Source organism: Luteibacter sp. 621 (genome assembly GCF_050435445.1).
Lineage (GTDB): Bacteria > Pseudomonadota > Gammaproteobacteria > Xanthomonadales > Rhodanobacteraceae > Luteibacter.
Genome location: NZ_JBNDKI010000017.1, coordinates 102,729 through 121,715, shown reverse-complemented (window position 1 = coordinate 121,715; position 18,987 = coordinate 102,729). Strand labels below are relative to the sequence as shown.

Genomic DNA, 18,987 nt, shown 5'->3' with positions numbered 1-18,987 from the left:
GCGGGGCCCGGGGGGGGGGGGGGGGGGGGGGGCCGCGGCCCCCCCCCCCCCCCCCCCCCCGGCCCCCGGGGGGGGGGGGGGGGGGGGGGGGGGGGGGGGTGGGCCCCCCCCCCCCCCCCCCCCCCCCCCCCCCCCGCTCCTACAGGGGCGTGGCCTTTCGGTGTGGGCGCGGACGCATGGATGAAATTGGCGCAGAATAGGGGCCATGCCCTCCACGGCCCCCTTCTGCCTATGTGCCTGATCGCCTTCGCCTGGCGCGCGCACCCGCGCTGGCGCCTCGTCATGCTCGGTAACCGCGATGAATTCCACGCCCGCCCGACGGCGCCATTGGCGCATTGGGATGAAGCGCCGCAAATAGCGGCGGGTCGCGATCTGGAAGCGGGTGGCACGTGGGCCGGTGTCGCACCCCACGGACGTACCAGCATCATCACCAATGTGCGCGATCTGAAGGCAGACCACAGCGGCCTTTCGCGCGGCTTGCTGGTTGCTGATTACCTCGGCTCTAACCTGCCTGCTTCAGCGCATGCGCTTGAGCTCATCGCTACGGCCCGCGACTACCGGCCGTTCAACCTGCTCACCTTCGACCACGACAGCGCGTATTACCTCGGTAACCACCCCGATGCACGGTATGAACGCGTAAGCGACGGTGTCCACGGCCTTTCCAATGCGGACTTCAATGCGCCCTGGCCGAAGACGCGCGCACTGGTGCACAGGCTGGAAGCGTGGGTGGACGACAAGCGCGAAGATACCGACGCCTTGTTCACCATGCTCTCCGACCAGGGCCGCTGGCCGGACGATCTGCTCCCCGATACCGGCATCGGCATCGAACGCGAGCGCTTCCTCTCCAGCGCATTCATCGTGGGTGAAAACTACGGCACCCGCGCCAGCACAGTCATCCTGGTCGGCCACGATGACGCCACCACGATCATCGAGCGCCGCTTCGGCCCCAACGGGGTGCCCGACGGCGAAACCCGCATAGACCTGCCCCTGTAGGAGCGCGCTTGCGCGCGATGGCCAGCTCGCGGGCAGCCCCCTCGCGCGCAAGCGCGCTCCTACAGGGGCCATGGCCAGTGCGGGTTGTGGCGATCCTTCGCGCCAGGGCAAAAGTCTTTCGCCCGGCCAGCGATTGATCCGGGGCCCGGCTACCCCGACGATGTGTCTATCAACTTTCCTCGGGAGCTACCCCATGAACATCGATCTCTCCAAGCGCAGCGCCATCGTCACCGGTTCCACCGCCGGCATCGGCCTGGCCATTGCCCAGGGCCTCGCGGCCGCTGGCGCCAGCGTCGTGGTCACCGGCCGTACCCAGGCCCGTGTCGATGCCGCCATCGCTGACATCAAGAAGGCCGTGCCGAACGCGAAGCTCTCCGGCGTCGCCGCTGACCTTGGCACGGCCGAAGGCGCCGCCGCCCTGATCAAGGCCGTGCCGAACACCGATATCCTGGTGAACAACCTCGGCATCTTCGAGCCCAAGCCGTTCTTCGAGATCCAGGACGACGAATGGACCCGCTTCTTCGAAGTGAACGTGAACTCGGGCGTGCGACTGTCGCGCCACTACGCCAAGGGCATGGCCGATCGTGGCTGGGGCCGCGTGCAGTTCATCTCCAGCGAATCCGCCCTGCAGATCCCGGCCGAGATGGTCCATTACGGCATGACCAAGACCGCGCAGCTCGCCGTCGCCCGCGGCCTGGCCGAGACCCTCTCCGGCACTGGCGTCACGGTGAACTCCGTGCTCCCGGGCCCGACCCTCTCCGAAGGCGTGGGTGAGTTCTTCGGCAAGATCGCGAAAGACCAGGGCAAGTCGCTGGCGGAAGTGGAGAAGGACTTCATCAGCACCCACCGCCCGACCTCGCTGATCCAGCGCCTGCTGAGCGTCGAGGAAGTGGCGAACATGTCCGTCTACCTCGCCTCCGAACAAGCCAGCGGCACCACCGGCACGGCCGTACGCGTCGACGGCGGCGTCGCCCGCCAGGTCGTCTAAAGCGTCTTGACGGCGTACCCGCCGTGGTAGGAGCGGGGGGGGGGGGGGGGGGGGGGGGGGGGGGCCCCCCCCCCCCCCCCCCCCCCCCCCCCCCCCCCCCCCCGCTCCTACATGTCTGCTAATCGACATCACCATCGACGTAATACCACCGCCCATCCTCGCGAACGAAGCGGCTCACCTCGTGCATTTTCTTCGCACTGCCACCGCCGTAGCGAAGGCGCGCGACGAATTCCACCACGGCCGTGTCGGGTGTCGGGTTTTCATGGCGCTTTACGGTCAGGCCAAGCCAGGTGGGTTTCGGTGCGCCACCCAGGTCGAGGTTCAGTTCCGTCGGCCGCATGCCGGGGTGCCATGTCGCTATGAGGTAATCGGCCAAGCCCATCACGTAAGCGCTGTAGCGTGACCGCATGAGTGCCTCGGCGGTGGGCGCGGGTGTGCCGCCATGCCAAGGTCCGCAGCACATGTCGTAAGGCTTACCGCTATCACACGGGCAGGGGGTTTTGGTTGCGGCCATGCCAACTACTCGCAAAGTCAGAAGGCGCACATGCTAACTGGTTGCGGCTGGATGGCTACGCAAACGTCCGCACGGTGCATAAGCGCCAGGCACTTCAGGCGACGTGCGAAGAGACGATCAACGCCGACAGGTCGTATCCCATCGCAACTGCCTGGGCTTTCAACGCCTCGAACGTCTTGCCTTCCAGTTCTGGTGTGCGCGACAAGATCCACAGATACTTCCGCCCAGGCTGTCCCACCATCGCCCACTGGTAATCCTCATCCAGCGCGAGCACCCAGTAATCCGCCCACACCAGCGGCAGCCAGCGTAGCCACGGCGGAACGAAGGTCACTTCCAGCTTGCCGCGGGCATAGGCCTCGGGCCGGCGGGCGATGCCGCGGCTGGCGATGGGGCCCTCGGCCGTGTCGCAGCGGTTCTCAACGGTCACGGTGCCGTCGATGTTCGGGGTGTAGTGGGCCGTGACGTTGCCGGTGCATTTGCGCTGGAAGTACATGGGCAGCCGGGCGATCTCGTGCCACGCGCCAGCGTAGCGTTCCAGGTCGAGATCGGCCACGGCGGTGACCGGCGTGGAGGCGATGCCGGGGGCGGCCATGGCCCGGTTCAGGGCGGCGAGGAGGTCACGCATGGCTGGATTCCATTAAAGCGACTGCCTACGATGCCGATGACGGGTGAATCCTCAATAAATTGCGCCACCGGGACCGCTCCATGGACCACGACGGGAAAGACGAAAAACGCTCGCTATTCAAGCGCCTGCGCGATCGGCTATCGCCCGGTGGTTCCGCCCATGTCGATCTGGAAGCGGGCGTGCTGGTGGCCCGGCCGGATGCCTGGCATACCGTTGAGGTACCGCTTTCACGGATTCACCGGATCGAGGCGGGGAACCGCGATACGTTCACCAATGACACGGTGTTCGTGTTTTTCCACGTGGATGAGGGGCAGGGCGCGGTCCTGTCAGAGTTCGACAAAGGATTTGCGCAGGTGATCATCGACCTGAGGGAACGCTTCCCCGGCATCGAAGGCTGGCAAGCGGCTGTGCCTGCCGTGCCGTTCCAGCTGACGTCGGTGGATTTGTGGCGGCGCGAGGCGCCCGAGGAACCTGAGGAACCGGCGCCCCTGTAGGAGCGCGCTTGCGCGCGATCGGGTGTTGCGGCAAGCGCCCATCGCGCGCAAGCGCGCTCCTACAGGTGGATTGCTATGGCTTGGGTGTTGGCGGTGAGCGTGAGGCGGCCGGCGTCGAAGATGGAGTCGCCTTTGGTTACCGGCTCGCCATCGGCCGTGCCGTTGCCTTCGGCGATGTAGGCGATCGCTACGCCTTCGAATTCGCCCGGGCCGTGGAGAACCGTGAGTCGTGCGGCCCCCATGCCTCGGCGCACCATCAGGTTGAAGTCGCGCGTGGCGCCACCGGCCAGGCGTACATCGACCGTGGCTTCACCGGGGAAGGCGAACGGTGCGCAGGGTGTCGTCAACGCATGCTCGCGCTCGCCATCCAGCACCATCGTGAACCCATCACCTTCGAGCAATACGATCGTGCGATCGATCCCGGCAAAGGTCGAAAACGGCGAGGCCGTATCGACATCCGCGATGCTCACCCGCCACGCGAACGTATCCATCGATGCGCCCGGCGGCTCGACGGCAAGCTCACGCGTGATGCCCAGGCCGTTCTTCCACGGCACGGCCTTCAGTTCGTCGAAACGGATGATCTTCATGCGACGCGCTCGATCTCGCGGGCGAAGGGGGGCAGGGCGCGGAGCATGCCTGTGCCGTAGCGTTTGGTGATCACGCGGCGATCAAGCAGCACGATGCGCCCGGTATCGGTTTCCGTACGGATCAGGCGGCCGCAGTACTGCGTGAGGATGCGCGTGGCATCGGGCACGCTCACTTCGATAAACGGGTTGCGGCCGCGCGATTCCAGCCATTCCGCATACGTGGCACCGACGGGATCGGTCGGCACGGCGAACGGCAGCTGCGTGACGACGACGGTCTCGCAGAGCTTGCCCGGCAGATCCAGGCCCTCACCGAACGAGGCAAGGCCGAAGATCGTGCTGCCCTTGCCCACTTCGATATCCGCGCAGTGCTCCGCAATGAGCTGAGCCTTCGCCAGCGAGCCCTGCGCGCGCACCTTGCGCACATGGTCGATCGGCAACACCTGCAGCACGCGATCAAGCTTGGCACGCGATGTGAACAGCACGAGGTTGCCGGCATCCCAGTCGAGATGTTTGGCCAACCAGCTCGCCACTTCGCGCGCATGGCCTTCGCGGTCATCCGGCAAGGTGTTGAACGCAGGCACTTCAAGCTTCGCCTGGCGTTCCAGATCGAACGGGGAAGGCAGGCTGAGCGTCACCGCTTCGTTCGGCAGGCCGACCGAATCGGCGAAGCCGCGGAAGTTACCGCCCGCGCTGAGCGTTGCGGAGGTCATGATGACCGCCGAAGCGTTGTCCCACAGCACGGTGCGCAGCAGGCCACCGGCCGACACCGCCGAAGCGTGGCAGATCAGCGACTGATCCGAGCCCATGCTCACCCAGCGCGCCAGTGGTGGCCCGTTCTCGCGATCCTCGGTCGACCACGCGTACCACGTGCGCACCTGGCGATCCAGGCGCTCCAGCGCAATGCCCAATTCGCGCGATAGGGCTTGCTGGGTCGGGCCACCGGCGTCCATCTCGACCACCGTGCGGCGCACGGTACGCAGCCAGCGCTGAACATCGCGGGTCACCACGTGCAGGTGCGAGGCGTGGATCTTCCAGTTCTCTGGAAGCTGGCCAAGCGATGCGCGAAACACAGGTTCGAGTTCGTTGGAAGAAGGCGTCCACGACAGGCGGATCTCGCGCTCGATCTCTTCCAGCGCGTTCGACATCTCCAGCATCTTCTCGTCGCCGGATTCCAGCGTGAGGTTGCCGATGCTTTCCTTGTCGGTAAGCGAATACGCGGCGTGCACCTGGTTCTGCAGGCGGCCAATGCGGCGCACCGTGCTGGCCAGGTGTACATCCGCCGCGCCACGGTCGATCGCCTTGGAGGGGACGTGGTGGGCCTCGTCGAAGATGTACAGCGTGTCCTCGGGCTTGGGCAGGATCACGCCGCCGAAGGTGTCTTCGTCGCGCGGCATCGTCAGGTCGGCCAGCACCAGGTCCTGGTTGGCGACCACGATATCGGCCTCGCCGATGGCGCGGCGGGCGACGAAGAAGGGGCACACGGCGAAGGCATTGCACTTACGGCCGGTGCAGCCGCCGGCGCTGGTGGTCACCATGCCGCGCACGAGGTCCGACAGCGGCTCCGGGCTGGTATCGATATCGCCGTTCCACTCGTGCGATTCAAAGGCCCTGCCGAGCTTCTCGATCGCCTTGGTATCGCGCTCGGCCGGCGGTCGTGACCACAGCGCCACGTCGGCATCAAACTCAAAGCCGCCCTGGGCACTCGGCTCCGCACCGGCGGCGCGCAGGTTGCGCGGGCACAGGTAGCGGCCGCGGCCCTTGGCCAACGCCACCTTCGCTTCCACGCCGCACAACTTCATGTACTGGGGGATATCGCGCTGGACCAGCTGCTCCTGCAGGGCCACGGTCGCGGTGGCGATCACCAGCTTCTTCTTCTGGGCGCGCGCCACTTCCAGGCCGCCGATCAGGTAGGCCATGGATTTACCGGTACCGGTAGGGGCCTCGATCACGGCCGCGCCCGCCGGCTCAGCCAGCGCCTTGGCGACCTCGGCGATCATCTTCAGCTGCGACGGGCGCCCGCGGAACCCCGCCAGGCCGTCCTTCAGCCGCGCATAGGCGGCGCGGATCGCGGCTTTGGTATCTTCGGTGAGCATAGCCCACCAAGGTTACCTTATCGGGGTCTCACCCCGTGGCTCAGCGTGCGTGAATGGCCGGGCTGAGCGGCGCGCTGGCCACCAGGCCGGCGACGACCCAGGTGTGCTCTTCCCAGCTGCCGTCGGCGTGCTGGACGTGGATCGCAACGGGGCGGCCCAGGCTGTCGGAGAGGCCGGGGGATAGCGCTTCGGCGGCATGGATGGCGTCAGCCTGCGTCGGGTAGGTGCCCAGTGGCACGGAGGCGCGGCGGACGATCCACGGTCCCTGTGTCGATTCGCTGTACGGAATAAACAGTTGGGCGGAACTCGATGCCATGGAACCCTCGCGTATGTCGGTGGGTATGCCTGACGAGCCGGGGCGGCCGATGCGGCCCCTTGGGTTCCACGCTACGCTGGAACGGCTAAAAAATTCATTAACCCTTGTTGCGCAAGGGTTTACGAAGCAATTCCGCCCGGCGGAAGCAGTCCGGCGCGTGGGTGTTGAGCAGGCCAGTGGCCTCCATCCAGGCGAACACGATGGTCGGCCCCACGAAGGTGAAGCCGCGCTTCTTCAAGGCCTTGGAGACCTGTTCGGAAAGCGGACTGTTGGGCGGCACCGGGCCATCCCACGCCACGGGCTCACCCCCGACGAAATCCCAGCAGAACGTGGCGAAATCCTCGCCTGCCTCGCGCATGGCCAGGTACGCCTTCGCGTTATTGATCGCCGCGCCGATCTTGCTGCGCGAGCGGATGATGCCGGGATCGGCCAGCAGGCGTTCGACCTCGCGCGGGCCGTAGGCGGCGACCACGTCGGGGTCGAAGCCTTCGAAGGCGGCGCGGAAGCCATCGCGGCGGGCCAGGATGGTCCGCCACGACAGCCCGGCCTGGAAGCCATCCAGGATCAGCTTCTCCCACAGCTTGCGGCCATCGCGCTCGGGAACGCCCCATTCGCGGTCGTGGTAACCGCGCATGAGGTCGTCGGCATCGCCCCAGGCGCAGCGCGCCAGGCCATCACTCATCCGGCGAAGCCGAGGTAATCCAGCTTGCCCACGCCCACGCCGTTGTGGCGCAGGATGTCGTACGCGGTCGTGATGTGGAAATAGAAGTTGGGCAGGGCGAACACCATCAGGTACTCGCTGGCGGTGAAGGTCTTCTCCGCCTGGCCAAACTTGCGCGTGATCGTGCGCGATGCGCCAGCATCCACTTTCTCGGCCGGAACCGATTTGATCCACGCCACGGTGTCGTCGATGCGCTTGATCAACTGGTCGATCGTGGTCTCGTTGTCTTCGAACGACGGCGCTTGCACGTCAGCCACGCGGGCAACGCCGAACTTGGCGGTATCGCTGGCGCGCTGCACCTGGCCGGCCAGGTTCAGCATGTCCGGCGCGAGCCGCTGTTCGATGAGGGCATCGCCGCCATGGTCGCGGGCCTTGGCCAGCAGATCGGCAAGGACGCGGAAGCCACGGATGTAGGCGGCGGCGGAGGCTTCGTGCAGCGAGATGCTCATGGCGGTGGCTCCTGGGTGACCCGCGGGCGGGTAATCCGTGGATGGTGGGGCGGGTAGGGGCCGCCTTCAAGGCCCGTGCGCCATCCCATCCAAGGGACTACCATCACCCGCCAACCCCGCAACCAACGGCCCCCCATGTCCCCCACCGATCACGCGCCCGACGCCATCGTCGCGGTGCGCGGCCTTTCCAAGGCCTACAAGACCGGCTTCCAGGCGCTGAAGAACGTTGACCTCGAGATCCGGCGCGGTGAAATCTTCGCGCTGCTCGGTCCTAACGGCGCCGGCAAGACCACCCTCATCAGCATCATCTGCGGCATCGTCAACGGCACCGGCGGCAGCGTAACGGTGGATGGCCACGATATCGTCCGCGACTACCGCGCGGCACGCAGCCTCATCGGCCTGGTGCCGCAAGAGCTCTCCACGGATGCGTTCGAGACCGTGTGGGCCACCGTGAATTTCAGCCGCGGCCTGTTTGGCAAGGCACCCAACCCCGTGTACCTCGAGCGGATCCTTCGCGAGCTCTCCCTTTGGGAGAAGAAGGATTCGAAGATCATGGCGCTCTCCGGCGGCATGAAGCGCCGCGTGCTGATCGCCAAGGCGTTGTCGCACGAGCCGCGTGTGCTGTTTCTCGATGAGCCCACGGCCGGTGTGGACGTGGAGCTCCGCCACGACATGTGGCAGATGGTTCGCCGCCTGCGCGAATCGGGCGTCACCATCATCCTGACCACGCACTACATCGAAGAAGCCGAGGAGATGGCCGATCGCATCGGCGTCATCAACCACGGCGAACTCATCCTCGTGGAAGACAAGCACACGCTGATGCAGAAGCTGGGCAAGAAGCAGCTGACCCTGTCGTTGCAGGCACCGCTGGAAAGCGTGCCCGAAGGGCTGGAGCACTGGCCGCTGGAACTGTCGAAGGATGGCCTGTGCCTGACCTACACGTTCGATACGCAATCCGATGACACGGGCATCGCCGAACTGCTGAAGAAGCTCGGCGCGCTGGGTATCGACTTCAAGGACCTGCATTCCAGCGAGAGTTCGCTGGAAGATATCTTCGTGAGCCTTGTCAGGGGAGGTGGCCTGTGAATATCCATGGCATCCGCGCCATCTATCGTTTCGAGATGGCCCGCACGTTCCGCACGCTTACCCAGAGCATCGCCTCGCCGGTGCTTTCGACCTCGCTGTACTTCATCGTGTTTGGCGCGGCGATCGGCTCGCGCATGGGCGCGATCGGTGGCGTGAGCTACGGCGCGTTCATCATCCCCGGCCTGATCATGCTGTCGTTGCTCAACGAGAGCATCTCGAACGCGTCGTTCGGCATCTACATGCCCAAGTGGGCCGGCACGATCTACGAGCTGCTTTCGGCACCAGTGAACTATGTCGAAGTGGTGCTGGGCTATGTGGGTGCGGCGGCGACGAAGTCGATGATCCTGGGTGCGCTGATCCTGGTGACCTCGCGCCTGTTCGTCGATTACCAGATCATGCACCCGGTGTGGATGGTCGCGTTCCTGATGCTCACCGCGGTCACCTTCAGCCTGTTCGGTTTCATCATCGGCCTGTGGGCGGATGATTTCCAGAAACTGCAGGTGGTGCCGCTCATGGTGATCACGCCGCTCACGTTCCTGGGTGGCAGCTTCTACTCCATCAACATGCTGCCGCCGTTCTGGCAGAAGGTGACCCTGTTCAACCCGGTGGTGTACCTGGTGAACGGGTTCCGCTGGAGCTTTTACGGGCAGGCCGATGTGAACGTGGTGGTGAGCGTCTCGGCCACCGTGGGGTTCATGCTGGTGTGCCTGGGGATCGTGTGGTGGATCTTCCGCACGGGGTGGAAGTTGAAGAATTAGCGGCTTCACCGCTGCGTTGGCTTATCGCGTGCAAGCACGCTCCTACAAGAGCCTGCGCAGGTCTTGTGTAGGAGCGTGCTTGCACGCGATGGGCCTTGCCGCGAGCACCCATCGCGCGCAAGCGCGCTCCTACAGGTAACGCAGCCGCTTATTCCGGCTTGCCGATGAAATCGGACTTGCCCAGCACCACGCCGACGCCGCGCAGGATCGCGTACGCGGTGGTGCAGTGGAAATACACGTTGGGCAGCACGAAGCCGAGCAGGTAAGCCTGGCCTTTGAAGTGCATCTCGCCCGAGCGCATCTTCAGCACGATGTCGCGGGTTTCGCTGCCGTCGATCTGCTCCGGCGTGAAGCCCTTCAGCATGTCGATCACCTTGGTGATGCGCGCCTGCAGCTGTTCGAACGTGGTTTCGTCGTCGGCCATGGCCGGCGCTTCCTGGCCGGCCAGGCGGAAGCCTGCGCCCTTGGCCATGTCGGTGGCGATCTGCACCTGGCGGATCAGCGGGAACATATCCGGGGTGATGCGGGTATTCAGCAGCACCTCTTCGGCGATGTTGCGTTCCTTCGCATGGTCGGCACCCTTCTTCAGCACGCCGGAAAGGTTGGTCAGCGCGCGGACGAGGACGGGGACGGTGGTCTGGTACATCGTGATGGACATGGAGGTCGGGCTCTTTGGGGTGGGCCGGCCGGCGGCCGGGGCGCGCGTATTGTGCTTGTGTGTTGGCGGCCCGTCGACGGCGTGGGAAGCTACGATGCAGCCATGACCGAACCTGAAGCCCACAAGCCCCCCGAAGAGGAGACCCGCGCGCTACGGCGGGTACGGCGGGCCCAGCGCCTGCTCGACCAGCTCTTTCGCGGCCTCCCGCTCGCATCACGCATGCGCGTGGGCGCCTTCATGGCCTTCAAGGCGGTGCTCGCTTCCACGTTCGCCTATGGCGTCGGCTTCCTGCTGAACCCGGAGGAGGCGTTCTGGGCGGCGATCAGTGCGATCGCCGTGACCCAGCCGCATTACGGCGATACCCAGCATTCCGGGCGCGACCGCGTGCTGGGCACCACGTTTGGCGGCATCGCCGGCATGCTGGGCCTGTGGATCGGCGGCGATGGCGACCTGCTTTCGTTCGCGGTCGCGCTGGGCCTGGTGACACTGGCCTGCTGGACCGCCAACGCGGGCGCGGCCGCGCGCATCGGCGGCATCACCTCGGCCATCGTGCTGCTCGTACCGGCGGCGGGCCCACGCTGGGAGGTGGCTGCGTGGCGCCTGGGTGAGGTGATCTGCGGCACGGCCTGCGCGCTGGCGGTAGGCTGGCTGGTATCGCGCCTGGAACACCGCGTGGAAGAAAAGGCAGAAGGGGAACCCGGTTGAGCCGCAAACATTCCGAACACCACCGGCTGGACCGCCTGGGCTGGCTGCGTGCTGCCGTGCTGGGCGCTAACGACGGCATTCTTTCCACGGCCAGCCTGCTCGTGGGCGTCGCCTCGGCGGAGGCGGCGGCGTCGAACGTCATGATCGCCGGCGTGGCGGGTCTCGTCGCCGGTGCCATGTCGATGGGCGCGGGCGAATACGTGTCCGTGAGTTCGCAAGCGGATAGCGAACGCGCCGAACTGGCGGTCGAGCAGCGTGAACTGCACGAAGACCCCACCGGCGAGCACAAGGAACTCACCGAGATTTACGTGCACCGTGGCCTGGATCGTGAGTTGGCGCACCAGGTGGCGGAGCAGCTGATGGCGCACAACGCGCTGGAAGCGCATGCGCGCGATGAACTGGGCTTGTCGTCGGCGACGGCGGCACGGCCGTTGCAGGCCGCCGCGGCGTCAGCGGTCAGTTTCGCCGTGGGCGCCATCGTGCCGATCATCGCGACCGCGGTGTCACCGCGTGAGCATATGGCGCGGGTGACCGTGGTCGTTTCGTTGCTGGCGCTGGCGGTGTTGGGCGCGGTGTCAGCGCGCCTGGCGGGTGCCGCAGTGTGGCGCGGGGTGGCGCGCATCGTGTTCTGGGGTGCGGCGGCCATGGCGCTTACGGCGCTGGTGGGGCGGGTGTTCGGGGTTGCCGCGTAAGAGCATCGCGCGCAAGCGCGCTCCTACAAGGGCCTGCGCCGGTTGGGTGGGGATCGCTACCCGGCCACGCAGCGGTTGCGCCCACCGTTCTTCGCGGTATACAGCGCCAGGTCGGCGCGCTCAAACACCGCCTGTGGCGTATCGCCGGCACGGAACTGCGCCACGCCGATCGAGGCGGTCACGCGTACCGGCTGGCGGCTGGCGTGAAAGGCAAGGTGCTGGATCTTGCCACGCAGGCGCTCGCACACCTGTAGCGATTCGGCTTCATCGGCGCCATCGAAGATGACGATGAATTCCTCGCCGCCGTAGCGGGCCACGAAATCCACCGGGCGCACGTGCTTCAGCAGCGCCTGTCCAATCACGCGCAACACCGCATCGCCGGCTGTGTGGCCGTAGGTATCGTTCACGCTCTTGAAGTGATCGATATCGATGGCGGCGATGGAAAGCGGACGCGAGGTCGTCAGCCAGCTCTCGTACGCGGCTTCGATCCGCTTCTCATAGGCAAGCCGATTGGGCATGCCGATCATGGTGTCGGTCTGGGCCAGCTCGTGCTCGCGCTCCAGCGAACGCTGCAGCGCATTGCGCTCGGTTTCAAGCTGTTCCACGCGCTGGCGCATCTTCTCGGCGCGCTCGCGGTAGGCGGTAAGGCGCGAGCCCTCGCGGCCGCGGAAATCGCGGAAACACGCCGCGATGGTTTCCAGGCTGGCGTTCACTCGCTCACGCAGCTCATGGGCATCTTCGGCTTCGAGGATCGCCTCGCCGAGCAGGCGCATCTCGTGCGCCACGGAGGCGTCCAGCGCCTGCCCATTGGCCTCGCCGGTGGACTGGTCCGCCAGCTCGCGGGCCATGTACTGGGTCATCTCATCGAGACGGCTGGCCACGTGGCGCAGTACCGCCTGCAGCGCATCGATCTCGCGCTGCATGCCGATCCGCTGCTCGTTGATCATGTCGGCCAGGCGATCGCCGCAGGTCGCCAGGGCGACCAGGTCGCTGGCATCGGCCACGTCGCGGCGCAGGTCGTTGGCGCGGTCGGCCAGCTTCGGCTGGACCACGATACGGTCGACCAGGCGGTGCAGGGCGGATTGCACGGAGGAACCGTACTCGCCCCGCTGCGGTCGGGTGATCGGGATGGCGCGTTCTTCGGGGCTGCGCAACGGCCGCGTCGCCAGGCCCTCCAGGGCATCGCGCAGGCTGTTCGAAAGGGTTTCCAGCACCATGGCATCGGCCTGCCCGGCCGACAGGGCCGCCGTCAGGCGCTCGATGTGCGGATCGACCTGATCGTGCGCGCCATGCGCGGCGCGGGTAAGGCTTGCTACCAGCTGGCGAAGCACGGACTCCACGGCCCGCCACTGGGCTTCTTCGCGGGTAAGCCGGTCAACGGCCTCGCGGTATTTGCTTTCCCAGAGCTGGTTGTCCAAACGCACGCCCCAACCGTCGCGTGAAGTTTCTCAAGTACGTCGCGCATCATACGATGAAACTTGGATATTTCGATCTGCCTTATGGCGGATCCGCCGGTGCCGCCATCCAGCGGGTTGCCCGCGCCGCGACCACCGCCCCGGCGGCGATCAGCACGGCGGCGAGCAGGAACGCGATGCCCGGGACGTGGACCTGGCGCTCCGGGGCGATCGAGAAGGCGAAGATTTGCGCGAACAGGTAGGGCCCGAAGATCCCGGCGAAGCTGCCCAGGCTGGTAATGGCGCCCTGCAGCCGGCCCTGTTGGTCGGCCGAGACGCACCGGGTCATGATCGATTGCATCGGCGGCCCGGCCAGGCCCCATAGCGACATCAAGGGAATACCGATCAGGAAGACCCAGCCCGTGCTGGCCAGGCCCATCACGGCGAACGCCAGCGTGCCGAAGACCAGGCCGGTGATCAGGATCGGCCGTTCACCGAAGCGGGTGGTGAGCTTGCCGGTCAGGAAGGCCTGCACCGAGCCATCACAGGCCCCGACCAGGGCCAGCACGAAGCCCACCGCCTGCGCCCCCCAGTGGTAGCGGTAATCCGCGTAGAGCACAAAGGTGGTCTGGAGCACGTAGTGCGCCAGATAGAACAGGAACACGACGATGGCCAGGCCGAATACCGTGGGGCTGCACCGCAGCAAGCGCAGCGCACCCAGGGGGTGGGCGGTATGCGGTTCGAAGCGGGCGGCCCGGCGTTCCGGCGGCAGCGATTCGGGCAGGATGAAAAAGCCATACATGAAGTTGGCCAGCGCCAGCCCGGCCGCGACCCAGAACGGCAGGCGCAGGTCGATGCCGCCCAGGAACCCACCCAGGGCCGGCCCGATGATGAAGCCGATGCCGAAGGCGCCGCCGAGCAGGCCGAACGCACCGGCGCGTTTCTCGGGTGGCGTGACATCCGCGATGTAGGCGTTCGCGGTGGTGAAGCTCGCCGCCGTCATGCCGGAAATGATCCGGCCCACGAACAGCAGCCAGAGCGACGGCGCGAGCGCCATCAGCACGAAATCCAGGCCAAGGCCCAGGTTGGAAAGCAGGATGACCGGCCGGCGCCCGAACCGGTCCGACAGGGCACCCTGGATCGGCGACGAGAAAAACTGCACGGCGGCGAACACCGTGCCGAATACACCCACCCACCACGCCGCGTTGCTCAGCGTGCCGCCGGTCATCGTTTCGATGAGGTGCGGCAGCACGGGAATGATGATGCCGAAGGCGAGGATATCGATCAGCACCGTGACGAACACGAACGCCACGGCCGCCCGCCGCACGGGCTGCGGCAAAGGCGTGTGCACACCATCAGACATAGCCAAGCGCCTTCAACCTTGGCGCCACGATTGGCACGGTCATCATGGTGCTGGCGACCGCCATCAGCAGCAGGGCGGTGAATGTTTCGCTGGTGATCATGTGCTTATCGAGAAGTACGTTGACGAAAATGATCATGATGAGTGCCTTGGTCTGCAACAGCCAACCGACCAGCCATGCATCACCACGCTTCCAGCCGAGGAGCTTGCCCGCGATGCCCACGCCAGCGAGCTTGCCGAGCACCGAGGCCACCAGCAGCACGGCAGCCGCGACGAACACGGCGGTGCCACCGATGTTCCAGTTCGTGCGCAGGCCAGTCGAGAGAAAATAGATCGGCATGATCACAAGCAGGACGTTGTGGCGCAGCCCATCCAGCCGTTCCAGGTTGAACCAGTCGCGTTCCATTACCGCACCGGCAAGGAACGCACCCACCATGAAGTGCAGGCCGCACCAGTCGGCGCCGTAAGCAACCGCGGCAAGCCACACCAGGCTGACGTAGTAGCGATCGGATTCCTTTAGCCGTTCCATCAAGGCGCGGAACGCCCATGCGGCTATCGCGAAAATGGCGAGGAAGGCAGCCTGATGGCCAACCCGTTTCCAGTCCAGCAGCAGGATGGCCAGCACGGCCCAGATCGCGATGTCGTCGAGGCTCGCATAGCGCAGCACGCGCTGCCCTAGCGGTGAGCGCAGGATATCGAGCTTTTCCATCAGAAGGATAAGGATGGGCAACGCGGTAACCGCGCATGCCATGCCGATACCGAGCACGAACTGCCACGGTTGCGTGCTCTCGCCCATCCACCCGCCACGCCACGCCATGAGCCCCAGCGCCGCGAGGCAGCCGGCGGCCAGTGGTACGCCCAGTGCGAGCGCGGCCGTGGTGCCGCACTCCTTACGCTGGCGCCACACCTCGCGCAGGTCGAGTTCAATGCCGGCGATCATGACAAACAACATGACAGCCCACCACGCGATGCCGTTCAGCGCGCCGATGACCGGCGGCGCGAACACCGTGGCGTAATAATCGGGAAACGCTTTGCCGAGCACGCCCGGCCCGAGCAGGATGCCGGTGAGAATCTGGACCACCACCAGCGGTGCCCAGTAATCGGTGCGGAACACGCGCCAGATGAGGTACGGCACGCCAAGGATGATCACCATCGCGATCAGGAATAGTTCGGTCGTGCTCATTGGTCCTCCCCAGGATCGGGTGAGGGTAGCGGACCGTGGCCCGCGCGCCAATCGGGCCTAGCGTGGCGGCTGGGCGAGCTCGCGGGCGTTGAGGAAGCCGTCATGGTTGGCGTCCAGCTTATGGAACTGCTGGATCAGGTTGCGCTGGAACTCGTCCAGGTGGATGGGACGCGCCCCCGGGCGCATCGGCCCGTCGTTCGCATCGATCACGCCATCGCCGTTGACGTCCATGCGCATGAAGCCCTGGCTCATGTAGCGGACGTACTCGGCTTCATCCACCTTGCCGTCGCCGTTGGTGTCCATGCGCTGCAGGTATTCCTTCGGCGTGCGGGGGAAATCCTGCGCAGCGGCGCTCATGGCGGTAACTAGCGCGAGGGCGGCCAGCAGGCCGGGGTAGCGTCGAAACATCTATGCCTTCCGGGGTGTTTGTCGCGGTGGGTGGAGCGGCGTACTCTCGGAGAACTGTGTCCAGCCTGGGAAACTTCCATGATCTACGAGAGCATTCTCGACACGATTGGCCGCACGCCGATCGTGCGCCTGCACCGCGTGGCCCCGCCGCACGTGAGTCTGTACGCCAAGGTCGAATCGTTCAATCCCGGTGGCTCGGTGAAGGACCGCCTGGCCATCGCCGTGATCCTGGATGCCGAGCAGAAGCGGCTGCTGAAGCCCGGTGATACCGTGATCGAGGCTACCTCGGGCAACACCGGCGTCGCGCTGGCCATGGTTTGCGCCGCCAAGGGTTACAAGTTCGTGGCAACGATGGCCGACTCGTTCTCCATCGAACGGCGCAAGCTGATGCGCGCTTACGGTGCCAAGGTGATCCTCACCCCGGCCGCCGAGCGTGGCAGTGGCATGGTCCGCAAGGCCGAGGAACTGGCCGCGAAGCACGGCTGGTTCCTGCCCCGTCAGTTCGAAAACCCGGCCAACCCCGCCTACCACCGCAGCACCACCGCCGCCGAGATCCTCCAGGACTTCGCCGGCCGCCGGCTCGATGCGTTCGTGACCGGCTGGGGCACGGGCGGGACCCTCACCGGTGTGGGCGAGGTACTGAAGGTGGCACGGCCCGAGGTCAAGATCGTGACCTGCGAGCCCACCGCCGCGCCGCTCCTGCAGGATAAGCCGTGGTCGCCGCACAAGATCCAGGGCTGGACCCCGGATTTCGTGCCCGGCGTGCTGAACCGGAAGATCTTCGACCATGACATCCCGGTGGACGAGACCGTGGCCCGCGATACCGCGCGCCGCCTCGCCGCGGAAGAGGGCCTGTTCGTGGGCGTATCGGCCGGCGCCACCGTGGCCGCGGCATTGGAATTCGCCAAGGGCGCGGCCGAAGGCAGCGTCATCCTGGCCATGCTCCCGGATACCGGCGAGCGCTACCTCTCCACGTTCCTGTTCGAGGGCGTGAACGAGGGCACCGACGAGGAGTGGCTCAATAGCCTGGGCTAGGCCGCATGTCCCGCTACCGCGCGCATGCCCTGCACTTGTAGGAGCGGGGGGGGGGGGGGGGGGGGGGGGGGGGGGGGGCGCCGCGCCCCCCCCCCCCCCCCCCCCCCCCCCCCCCCCCCCCCCGCTCCTACATGGCGTTAGCTGAACCGGTGACGGCAAACGAACATCCCGCACGCACCACCATCACATCGTTTTCGGCACGGTGGATTCCTCAGCAAGCCCAAGGAGACCACCCCCATGACCCTATTCCGCAAAAGCCTCACGGCGGAACTTGGTGGCCGCGCCCAGCGCCTGGCAGGCGCCATCACCCATGACCGCACCCGGGAGCTCACCGGTGCGGCGCGGCAGTATGCCGGACACGCTGGCATCGTCGCGTCACGCGTGGGCACGCAGGCATCAAAAGCGGTGTCTCGCGCAGGTACGCAAGCCTCGGGTGCTGTTTCACGTGCCGGTAAGCAGGCCAGCCGCGCTGCGTTGCTCGCAGGTAAGCAGGTGCGCAACCACCCCCGGACATCGATTGCCATCGGCGCCGGCCTGGGCGTGGCAGCGTTAACCGCAGCATGGCTGCTGCGCCGCCACGATCTGAAACAGCGCGCGTCGCTGGAACACGACGAACACGACCCCACGCGCTACCGCGCAACGAATACGTCAGGCGATGCGCTGGACGGATCGGGTGAAGACAACCCGGTACCGGGTGAAACCGGCCTGTACTGACGACGACTTCCTTTGTAGAGGGATTCCTACACGACATCGGGTAGTTGTCTGATTCGGTCGCATGCGCGTAGTCCTTACGATACGCGCATGAAAACCTTTGAACCCCGCCCTTTTCCCTTTGGTCTCGGCATCTATTCGTTCTGGGATGCCGCGCGCTATATCGGCGCAACACCGCGCGATCTTCGCCGGTGGATTCGAGCCTATACCCCACAGCCGAAGGAAGGCGGCCCCGTGCCACTGTGGAATTCCGAGCTGCTCACGTGGCGTCGAAAAGGTCTTAGCTTCCGCGACCTGGTCGAGCTTCGGTTCGTTCGCGCCATGCGTAGTGCAGGGGCCACGTTGCCGGTCATACGTCGCACGCTGGAATTGGGGCGTGCGCAATTACGGGTGCCATATCCGCTTTCATGTGATGGCTTCCGAAGTCTCGGAAAGCAAATCTTCCGCGAAGCGCTCGCTGTCGAAGGCGTCAGCCTCACACGATTGGACGAAGATGCCCGGCGGCGCGTCCTCAGCCTGGTATCAGGAGCAACGCTTCGCCGAGGCCTGGAAGTGGGTGGCGATGGCCAGATCACGCGTTGGTTTCCCGTGGCGCGCAGCCAGGTCATCGTGCTGGATCCTAATAGGCGCGCCGGGGATCCCATCCTTACGGAATCCGGTGTCCCGACCATCGCCATTGCCACAGCGTTTAAGGCGGACAAGGAAGACGCCAAGTTCGTTGCGTGGCAGTACGAGATCACTGAGGCGGAGGTGCGTGCGGCCGTGCGCTTCGAGAAACGGGCCTGTGCGTTGTGAAGGCTCAGATTGACGAGAACATCGCGCCAGCACTCGCTCGCGCCCTGGATTGCCTCGTTGAGGACATCGGACACCAGGTTGTCCATGTCACGAGCATGCACGAGCGAGGGACCGCCGATACGTGGATTCTCTCGAAGGCGTGCTTGTTCGGCGTCGATGTTCATGTGTCCCACGACTACCATCACAAAAGCCAGGACGAGCGAGACGCCATCACGGAAGGCAATCTAATCGTTTTCGTGCTTTCAAAAAGTTGGTCGCCACACACGTTCTTCGAGAAGGCTTCGCGCCTTGTCCACTGGTGGCCCAGGTTGATAAATGCGTGCTCTACGCTCCGTAGGCCCGGCATCTATATCGTGCCATGGCGCTCGGAGAGCCGGCGATTTGAGCGCGTGGGCTAGGGCCCAGTCGCCTCACCGCCCGGC

At 65.9% G+C, this 18,987-nt stretch carries 23 protein-coding genes; 11 read left to right on the top strand and 12 right to left on the bottom strand.

What is annotated here, in order from left to right; genetic code table 11:
- Positions 1–231 precede the first annotated feature (231 nt).
- On the top strand, positions 232–993 hold the full coding sequence (locus ABIE56_RS17060; protein ID WP_429244986.1) for an NRDE family protein: 762 nt from the start codon (positions 232–234) through the stop codon (positions 991–993).
- A gap of 193 nt (positions 994–1,186) precedes the next feature.
- A complete protein-coding gene (locus ABIE56_RS17055) occupies positions 1,187–1,981 on the top strand; it encodes an SDR family NAD(P)-dependent oxidoreductase (RefSeq protein WP_429244985.1) in 795 nt (264 codons plus the stop codon).
- A gap of 118 nt (positions 1,982–2,099) precedes the next feature.
- Here the strand turns inward: ABIE56_RS17055 and ABIE56_RS17050 are convergent, their stop codons facing one another.
- A complete protein-coding gene (locus tag ABIE56_RS17050) occupies positions 2,100–2,444 on the bottom strand; it encodes a YchJ family protein (RefSeq protein ID WP_429244990.1) in 345 nt (114 codons plus the stop codon).
- A 145-nt stretch (positions 2,445–2,589) separates the two neighbouring features.
- On the bottom strand, positions 2,590–3,120 hold the full coding sequence (locus ABIE56_RS17045) for a lipocalin family protein (RefSeq protein ID WP_429244984.1): 531 nt from the start codon (positions 3,118–3,120) through the stop codon (positions 2,590–2,592).
- Positions 3,121–3,200: 80 nt separating this feature from the next.
- On the opposite strand from ABIE56_RS17045, the gene ABIE56_RS17040 reads away from it, so the two are divergent.
- Entirely contained in the window at positions 3,201–3,614 is a 414-nt protein-coding gene (locus ABIE56_RS17040) for a hypothetical protein (RefSeq protein WP_429244983.1), read from the top strand.
- A 59-nt stretch (positions 3,615–3,673) separates the two neighbouring features.
- Here the strand turns inward: ABIE56_RS17040 and ABIE56_RS17035 are convergent, their stop codons facing one another.
- The 5 genes from ABIE56_RS17035 to ABIE56_RS17015 form a co-directional block, all read right to left on the bottom strand.
- The gene (locus ABIE56_RS17035; RefSeq protein WP_429244982.1) at positions 3,674–4,201 is read right to left on the bottom strand and encodes a HutD/Ves family protein; all 528 of its coding nucleotides are present in this window, start codon (positions 4,199–4,201) and stop codon (positions 3,674–3,676) included.
- Positions 4,198–6,294: an ATP-dependent DNA helicase DinG gene (gene dinG, locus ABIE56_RS17030; protein ID WP_429244981.1), complete on the bottom strand. Its 2,097-nt coding sequence runs from the start codon at positions 6,292–6,294 to the stop codon at positions 4,198–4,200. The genes ABIE56_RS17035 and dinG overlap by 4 nt, the downstream gene beginning before the upstream one ends.
- 40 nt (positions 6,295–6,334) lie before the next feature.
- A complete protein-coding gene (locus ABIE56_RS17025) occupies positions 6,335–6,610 on the bottom strand; it encodes a DUF2188 domain-containing protein (RefSeq protein ID WP_429244980.1) in 276 nt (91 codons plus the stop codon).
- A 97-nt stretch (positions 6,611–6,707) separates the two neighbouring features.
- Positions 6,708–7,292 carry a DNA-3-methyladenine glycosylase I gene (locus ABIE56_RS17020; RefSeq protein ID WP_429244979.1) on the bottom strand — a complete coding sequence of 195 codons (585 nt, stop codon included), beginning with the start codon at positions 7,290–7,292 and terminating at the stop codon, positions 6,708–6,710.
- Positions 7,289–7,780 carry a DUF1993 domain-containing protein gene (locus tag ABIE56_RS17015; RefSeq protein WP_429244978.1) on the bottom strand — a complete coding sequence of 164 codons (492 nt, stop codon included), beginning with the start codon at positions 7,778–7,780 and terminating at the stop codon, positions 7,289–7,291. Before ABIE56_RS17015 ends, ABIE56_RS17020 begins: the two co-directional genes overlap by 4 nt.
- Positions 7,781–7,915: 135 nt before the next feature.
- Between ABIE56_RS17015 and ABIE56_RS17010 the strand changes: the two genes are divergently transcribed.
- Positions 7,916–8,866, top strand: a complete 951-nt coding sequence (locus tag ABIE56_RS17010) for an ABC transporter ATP-binding protein (RefSeq protein ID WP_429244977.1) — start codon at positions 7,916–7,918, stop codon at positions 8,864–8,866.
- Entirely contained in the window at positions 8,863–9,624 is a 762-nt protein-coding gene (locus tag ABIE56_RS17005) for an ABC transporter permease (RefSeq protein ID WP_429244976.1), read from the top strand. Before ABIE56_RS17010 ends, ABIE56_RS17005 begins: the two co-directional genes overlap by 4 nt.
- 148 nt (positions 9,625–9,772) lie before the next feature.
- On the opposite strand, the gene ABIE56_RS17000 is transcribed toward ABIE56_RS17005, so the two are convergent.
- Positions 9,773–10,282 carry a DUF1993 domain-containing protein gene (locus ABIE56_RS17000; protein ID WP_429244975.1) on the bottom strand — a complete coding sequence of 170 codons (510 nt, stop codon included), beginning with the start codon at positions 10,280–10,282 and terminating at the stop codon, positions 9,773–9,775.
- A 102-nt stretch (positions 10,283–10,384) separates the two neighbouring features.
- On the opposite strand from ABIE56_RS17000, the gene ABIE56_RS16995 reads away from it, so the two are divergent.
- Positions 10,385–10,987, top strand: coding sequence for an FUSC family protein (locus ABIE56_RS16995; protein ID WP_429244974.1), 603 nt, complete (start codon positions 10,385–10,387; stop codon positions 10,985–10,987).
- A complete protein-coding gene (locus ABIE56_RS16990; RefSeq protein ID WP_429244973.1) occupies positions 10,984–11,679 on the top strand; it encodes a VIT1/CCC1 transporter family protein in 696 nt (231 codons plus the stop codon). Before ABIE56_RS16995 ends, ABIE56_RS16990 begins: the two co-directional genes overlap by 4 nt.
- A 56-nt stretch (positions 11,680–11,735) precedes the next feature.
- Here ABIE56_RS16990 and ABIE56_RS16985 read toward each other — a convergent pair whose 3' ends face one another.
- The 4 genes from ABIE56_RS16985 to ABIE56_RS16970 all read right to left on the bottom strand — a co-directional run bounded on the left by ABIE56_RS16985 (position 11,736) and on the right by ABIE56_RS16970 (position 16,024).
- On the bottom strand, positions 11,736–13,103 hold the full coding sequence (locus tag ABIE56_RS16985; RefSeq protein ID WP_429244972.1) for a diguanylate cyclase: 1,368 nt from the start codon (positions 13,101–13,103) through the stop codon (positions 11,736–11,738).
- A gap of 73 nt (positions 13,104–13,176) precedes the next feature.
- The gene (locus ABIE56_RS16980; protein ID WP_429244971.1) at positions 13,177–14,436 is read right to left on the bottom strand and encodes a TCR/Tet family MFS transporter; all 1,260 of its coding nucleotides are present in this window, start codon (positions 14,434–14,436) and stop codon (positions 13,177–13,179) included.
- Entirely contained in the window at positions 14,429–15,616 is a 1,188-nt protein-coding gene (locus ABIE56_RS16975) for a cation:proton antiporter (RefSeq protein WP_429244970.1), read from the bottom strand. The genes ABIE56_RS16980 and ABIE56_RS16975 overlap by 8 nt, the downstream gene beginning before the upstream one ends.
- A gap of 57 nt (positions 15,617–15,673) precedes the next feature.
- Positions 15,674–16,024: an EF-hand domain-containing protein gene (locus ABIE56_RS16970; RefSeq protein ID WP_429244969.1), complete on the bottom strand. Its 351-nt coding sequence runs from the start codon at positions 16,022–16,024 to the stop codon at positions 15,674–15,676.
- A 78-nt stretch (positions 16,025–16,102) separates the two neighbouring features.
- Between ABIE56_RS16970 and cysK the strand changes: the two genes are divergently transcribed.
- The 4 genes from cysK to ABIE56_RS16950 all read left to right on the top strand — a co-directional run bounded on the left by cysK (position 16,103) and on the right by ABIE56_RS16950 (position 18,963).
- Positions 16,103–17,059: a cysteine synthase A gene (gene cysK / locus ABIE56_RS16965; RefSeq protein WP_429244968.1), complete on the top strand. Its 957-nt coding sequence runs from the start codon at positions 16,103–16,105 to the stop codon at positions 17,057–17,059.
- Between the two features lie 237 nt (positions 17,060–17,296).
- Positions 17,297–17,773 (top strand): hypothetical protein, encoded by a 477-nt coding sequence (locus tag ABIE56_RS16960; RefSeq protein ID WP_429244967.1) that lies wholly within the window; start codon positions 17,297–17,299, stop codon positions 17,771–17,773.
- An 87-nt stretch (positions 17,774–17,860) separates the two neighbouring features.
- Positions 17,861–18,565 (top strand): hypothetical protein, encoded by a 705-nt coding sequence (locus tag ABIE56_RS16955; protein WP_429244966.1) that lies wholly within the window; start codon positions 17,861–17,863, stop codon positions 18,563–18,565.
- Positions 18,562–18,963: a hypothetical protein gene (locus ABIE56_RS16950; protein ID WP_429244965.1), complete on the top strand. Its 402-nt coding sequence runs from the start codon at positions 18,562–18,564 to the stop codon at positions 18,961–18,963. Before ABIE56_RS16955 ends, ABIE56_RS16950 begins: the two co-directional genes overlap by 4 nt.
- Positions 18,964–18,987 lie beyond the last annotated feature (24 nt).

What these genes read in the sequence shown, in the direction of transcription:
- ABIE56_RS17060 (WP_429244986.1), top strand. Translation starts at nt 232, where the DNA reads ATGTGCCTGATCGCCTTCGCCTGGCGCGCGCACCCGCGCTGGCGCCTC.
- ABIE56_RS17055 (WP_429244985.1), top strand. Translation starts at nt 1,187, where the DNA reads ATGAACATCGATCTCTCCAAGCGCAGCGCCATCGTCACCGGTTCCACC.
- ABIE56_RS17050 (WP_429244990.1), bottom strand. Translation starts at nt 2,444, where the DNA reads ATGTGCTGCGGACCTTGGCATGGCGGCACACCCGCGCCCACCGCCGAG.
- ABIE56_RS17045 (WP_429244984.1), bottom strand. Translation starts at nt 3,120, where the DNA reads ATGCGTGACCTCCTCGCCGCCCTGAACCGGGCCATGGCCGCCCCCGGC.
- ABIE56_RS17040 (WP_429244983.1), top strand. Translation starts at nt 3,201, where the DNA reads ATGGACCACGACGGGAAAGACGAAAAACGCTCGCTATTCAAGCGCCTG.
- ABIE56_RS17035 (WP_429244982.1), bottom strand. Translation starts at nt 4,201, where the DNA reads ATGAAGATCATCCGTTTCGACGAACTGAAGGCCGTGCCGTGGAAGAAC.
- dinG (WP_429244981.1), bottom strand. Translation starts at nt 6,294, where the DNA reads ATGCTCACCGAAGATACCAAAGCCGCGATCCGCGCCGCCTATGCGCGG.
- ABIE56_RS17025 (WP_429244980.1), bottom strand. Translation starts at nt 6,610, where the DNA reads ATGGCATCGAGTTCCGCCCAACTGTTTATTCCGTACAGCGAATCGACA.
- ABIE56_RS17020 (WP_429244979.1), bottom strand. Translation starts at nt 7,292, where the DNA reads ATGAGTGATGGCCTGGCGCGCTGCGCCTGGGGCGATGCCGACGACCTC.
- ABIE56_RS17015 (WP_429244978.1), bottom strand. Translation starts at nt 7,780, where the DNA reads ATGAGCATCTCGCTGCACGAAGCCTCCGCCGCCGCCTACATCCGTGGC.
- ABIE56_RS17010 (WP_429244977.1), top strand. Translation starts at nt 7,916, where the DNA reads ATGTCCCCCACCGATCACGCGCCCGACGCCATCGTCGCGGTGCGCGGC.
- ABIE56_RS17000 (WP_429244975.1), bottom strand. Translation starts at nt 10,282, where the DNA reads ATGTCCATCACGATGTACCAGACCACCGTCCCCGTCCTCGTCCGCGCG.
- ABIE56_RS16995 (WP_429244974.1), top strand. Translation starts at nt 10,385, where the DNA reads ATGACCGAACCTGAAGCCCACAAGCCCCCCGAAGAGGAGACCCGCGCG.
- ABIE56_RS16980 (WP_429244971.1), bottom strand. Translation starts at nt 14,436, where the DNA reads ATGTCTGATGGTGTGCACACGCCTTTGCCGCAGCCCGTGCGGCGGGCG.
- ABIE56_RS16975 (WP_429244970.1), bottom strand. Translation starts at nt 15,616, where the DNA reads ATGAGCACGACCGAACTATTCCTGATCGCGATGGTGATCATCCTTGGC.
- ABIE56_RS16970 (WP_429244969.1), bottom strand. Translation starts at nt 16,024, where the DNA reads ATGTTTCGACGCTACCCCGGCCTGCTGGCCGCCCTCGCGCTAGTTACC.
- cysK (WP_429244968.1), top strand. Translation starts at nt 16,103, where the DNA reads ATGATCTACGAGAGCATTCTCGACACGATTGGCCGCACGCCGATCGTG.
- ABIE56_RS16960 (WP_429244967.1), top strand. Translation starts at nt 17,297, where the DNA reads ATGACCCTATTCCGCAAAAGCCTCACGGCGGAACTTGGTGGCCGCGCC.
- ABIE56_RS16955 (WP_429244966.1), top strand. Translation starts at nt 17,861, where the DNA reads ATGAAAACCTTTGAACCCCGCCCTTTTCCCTTTGGTCTCGGCATCTAT.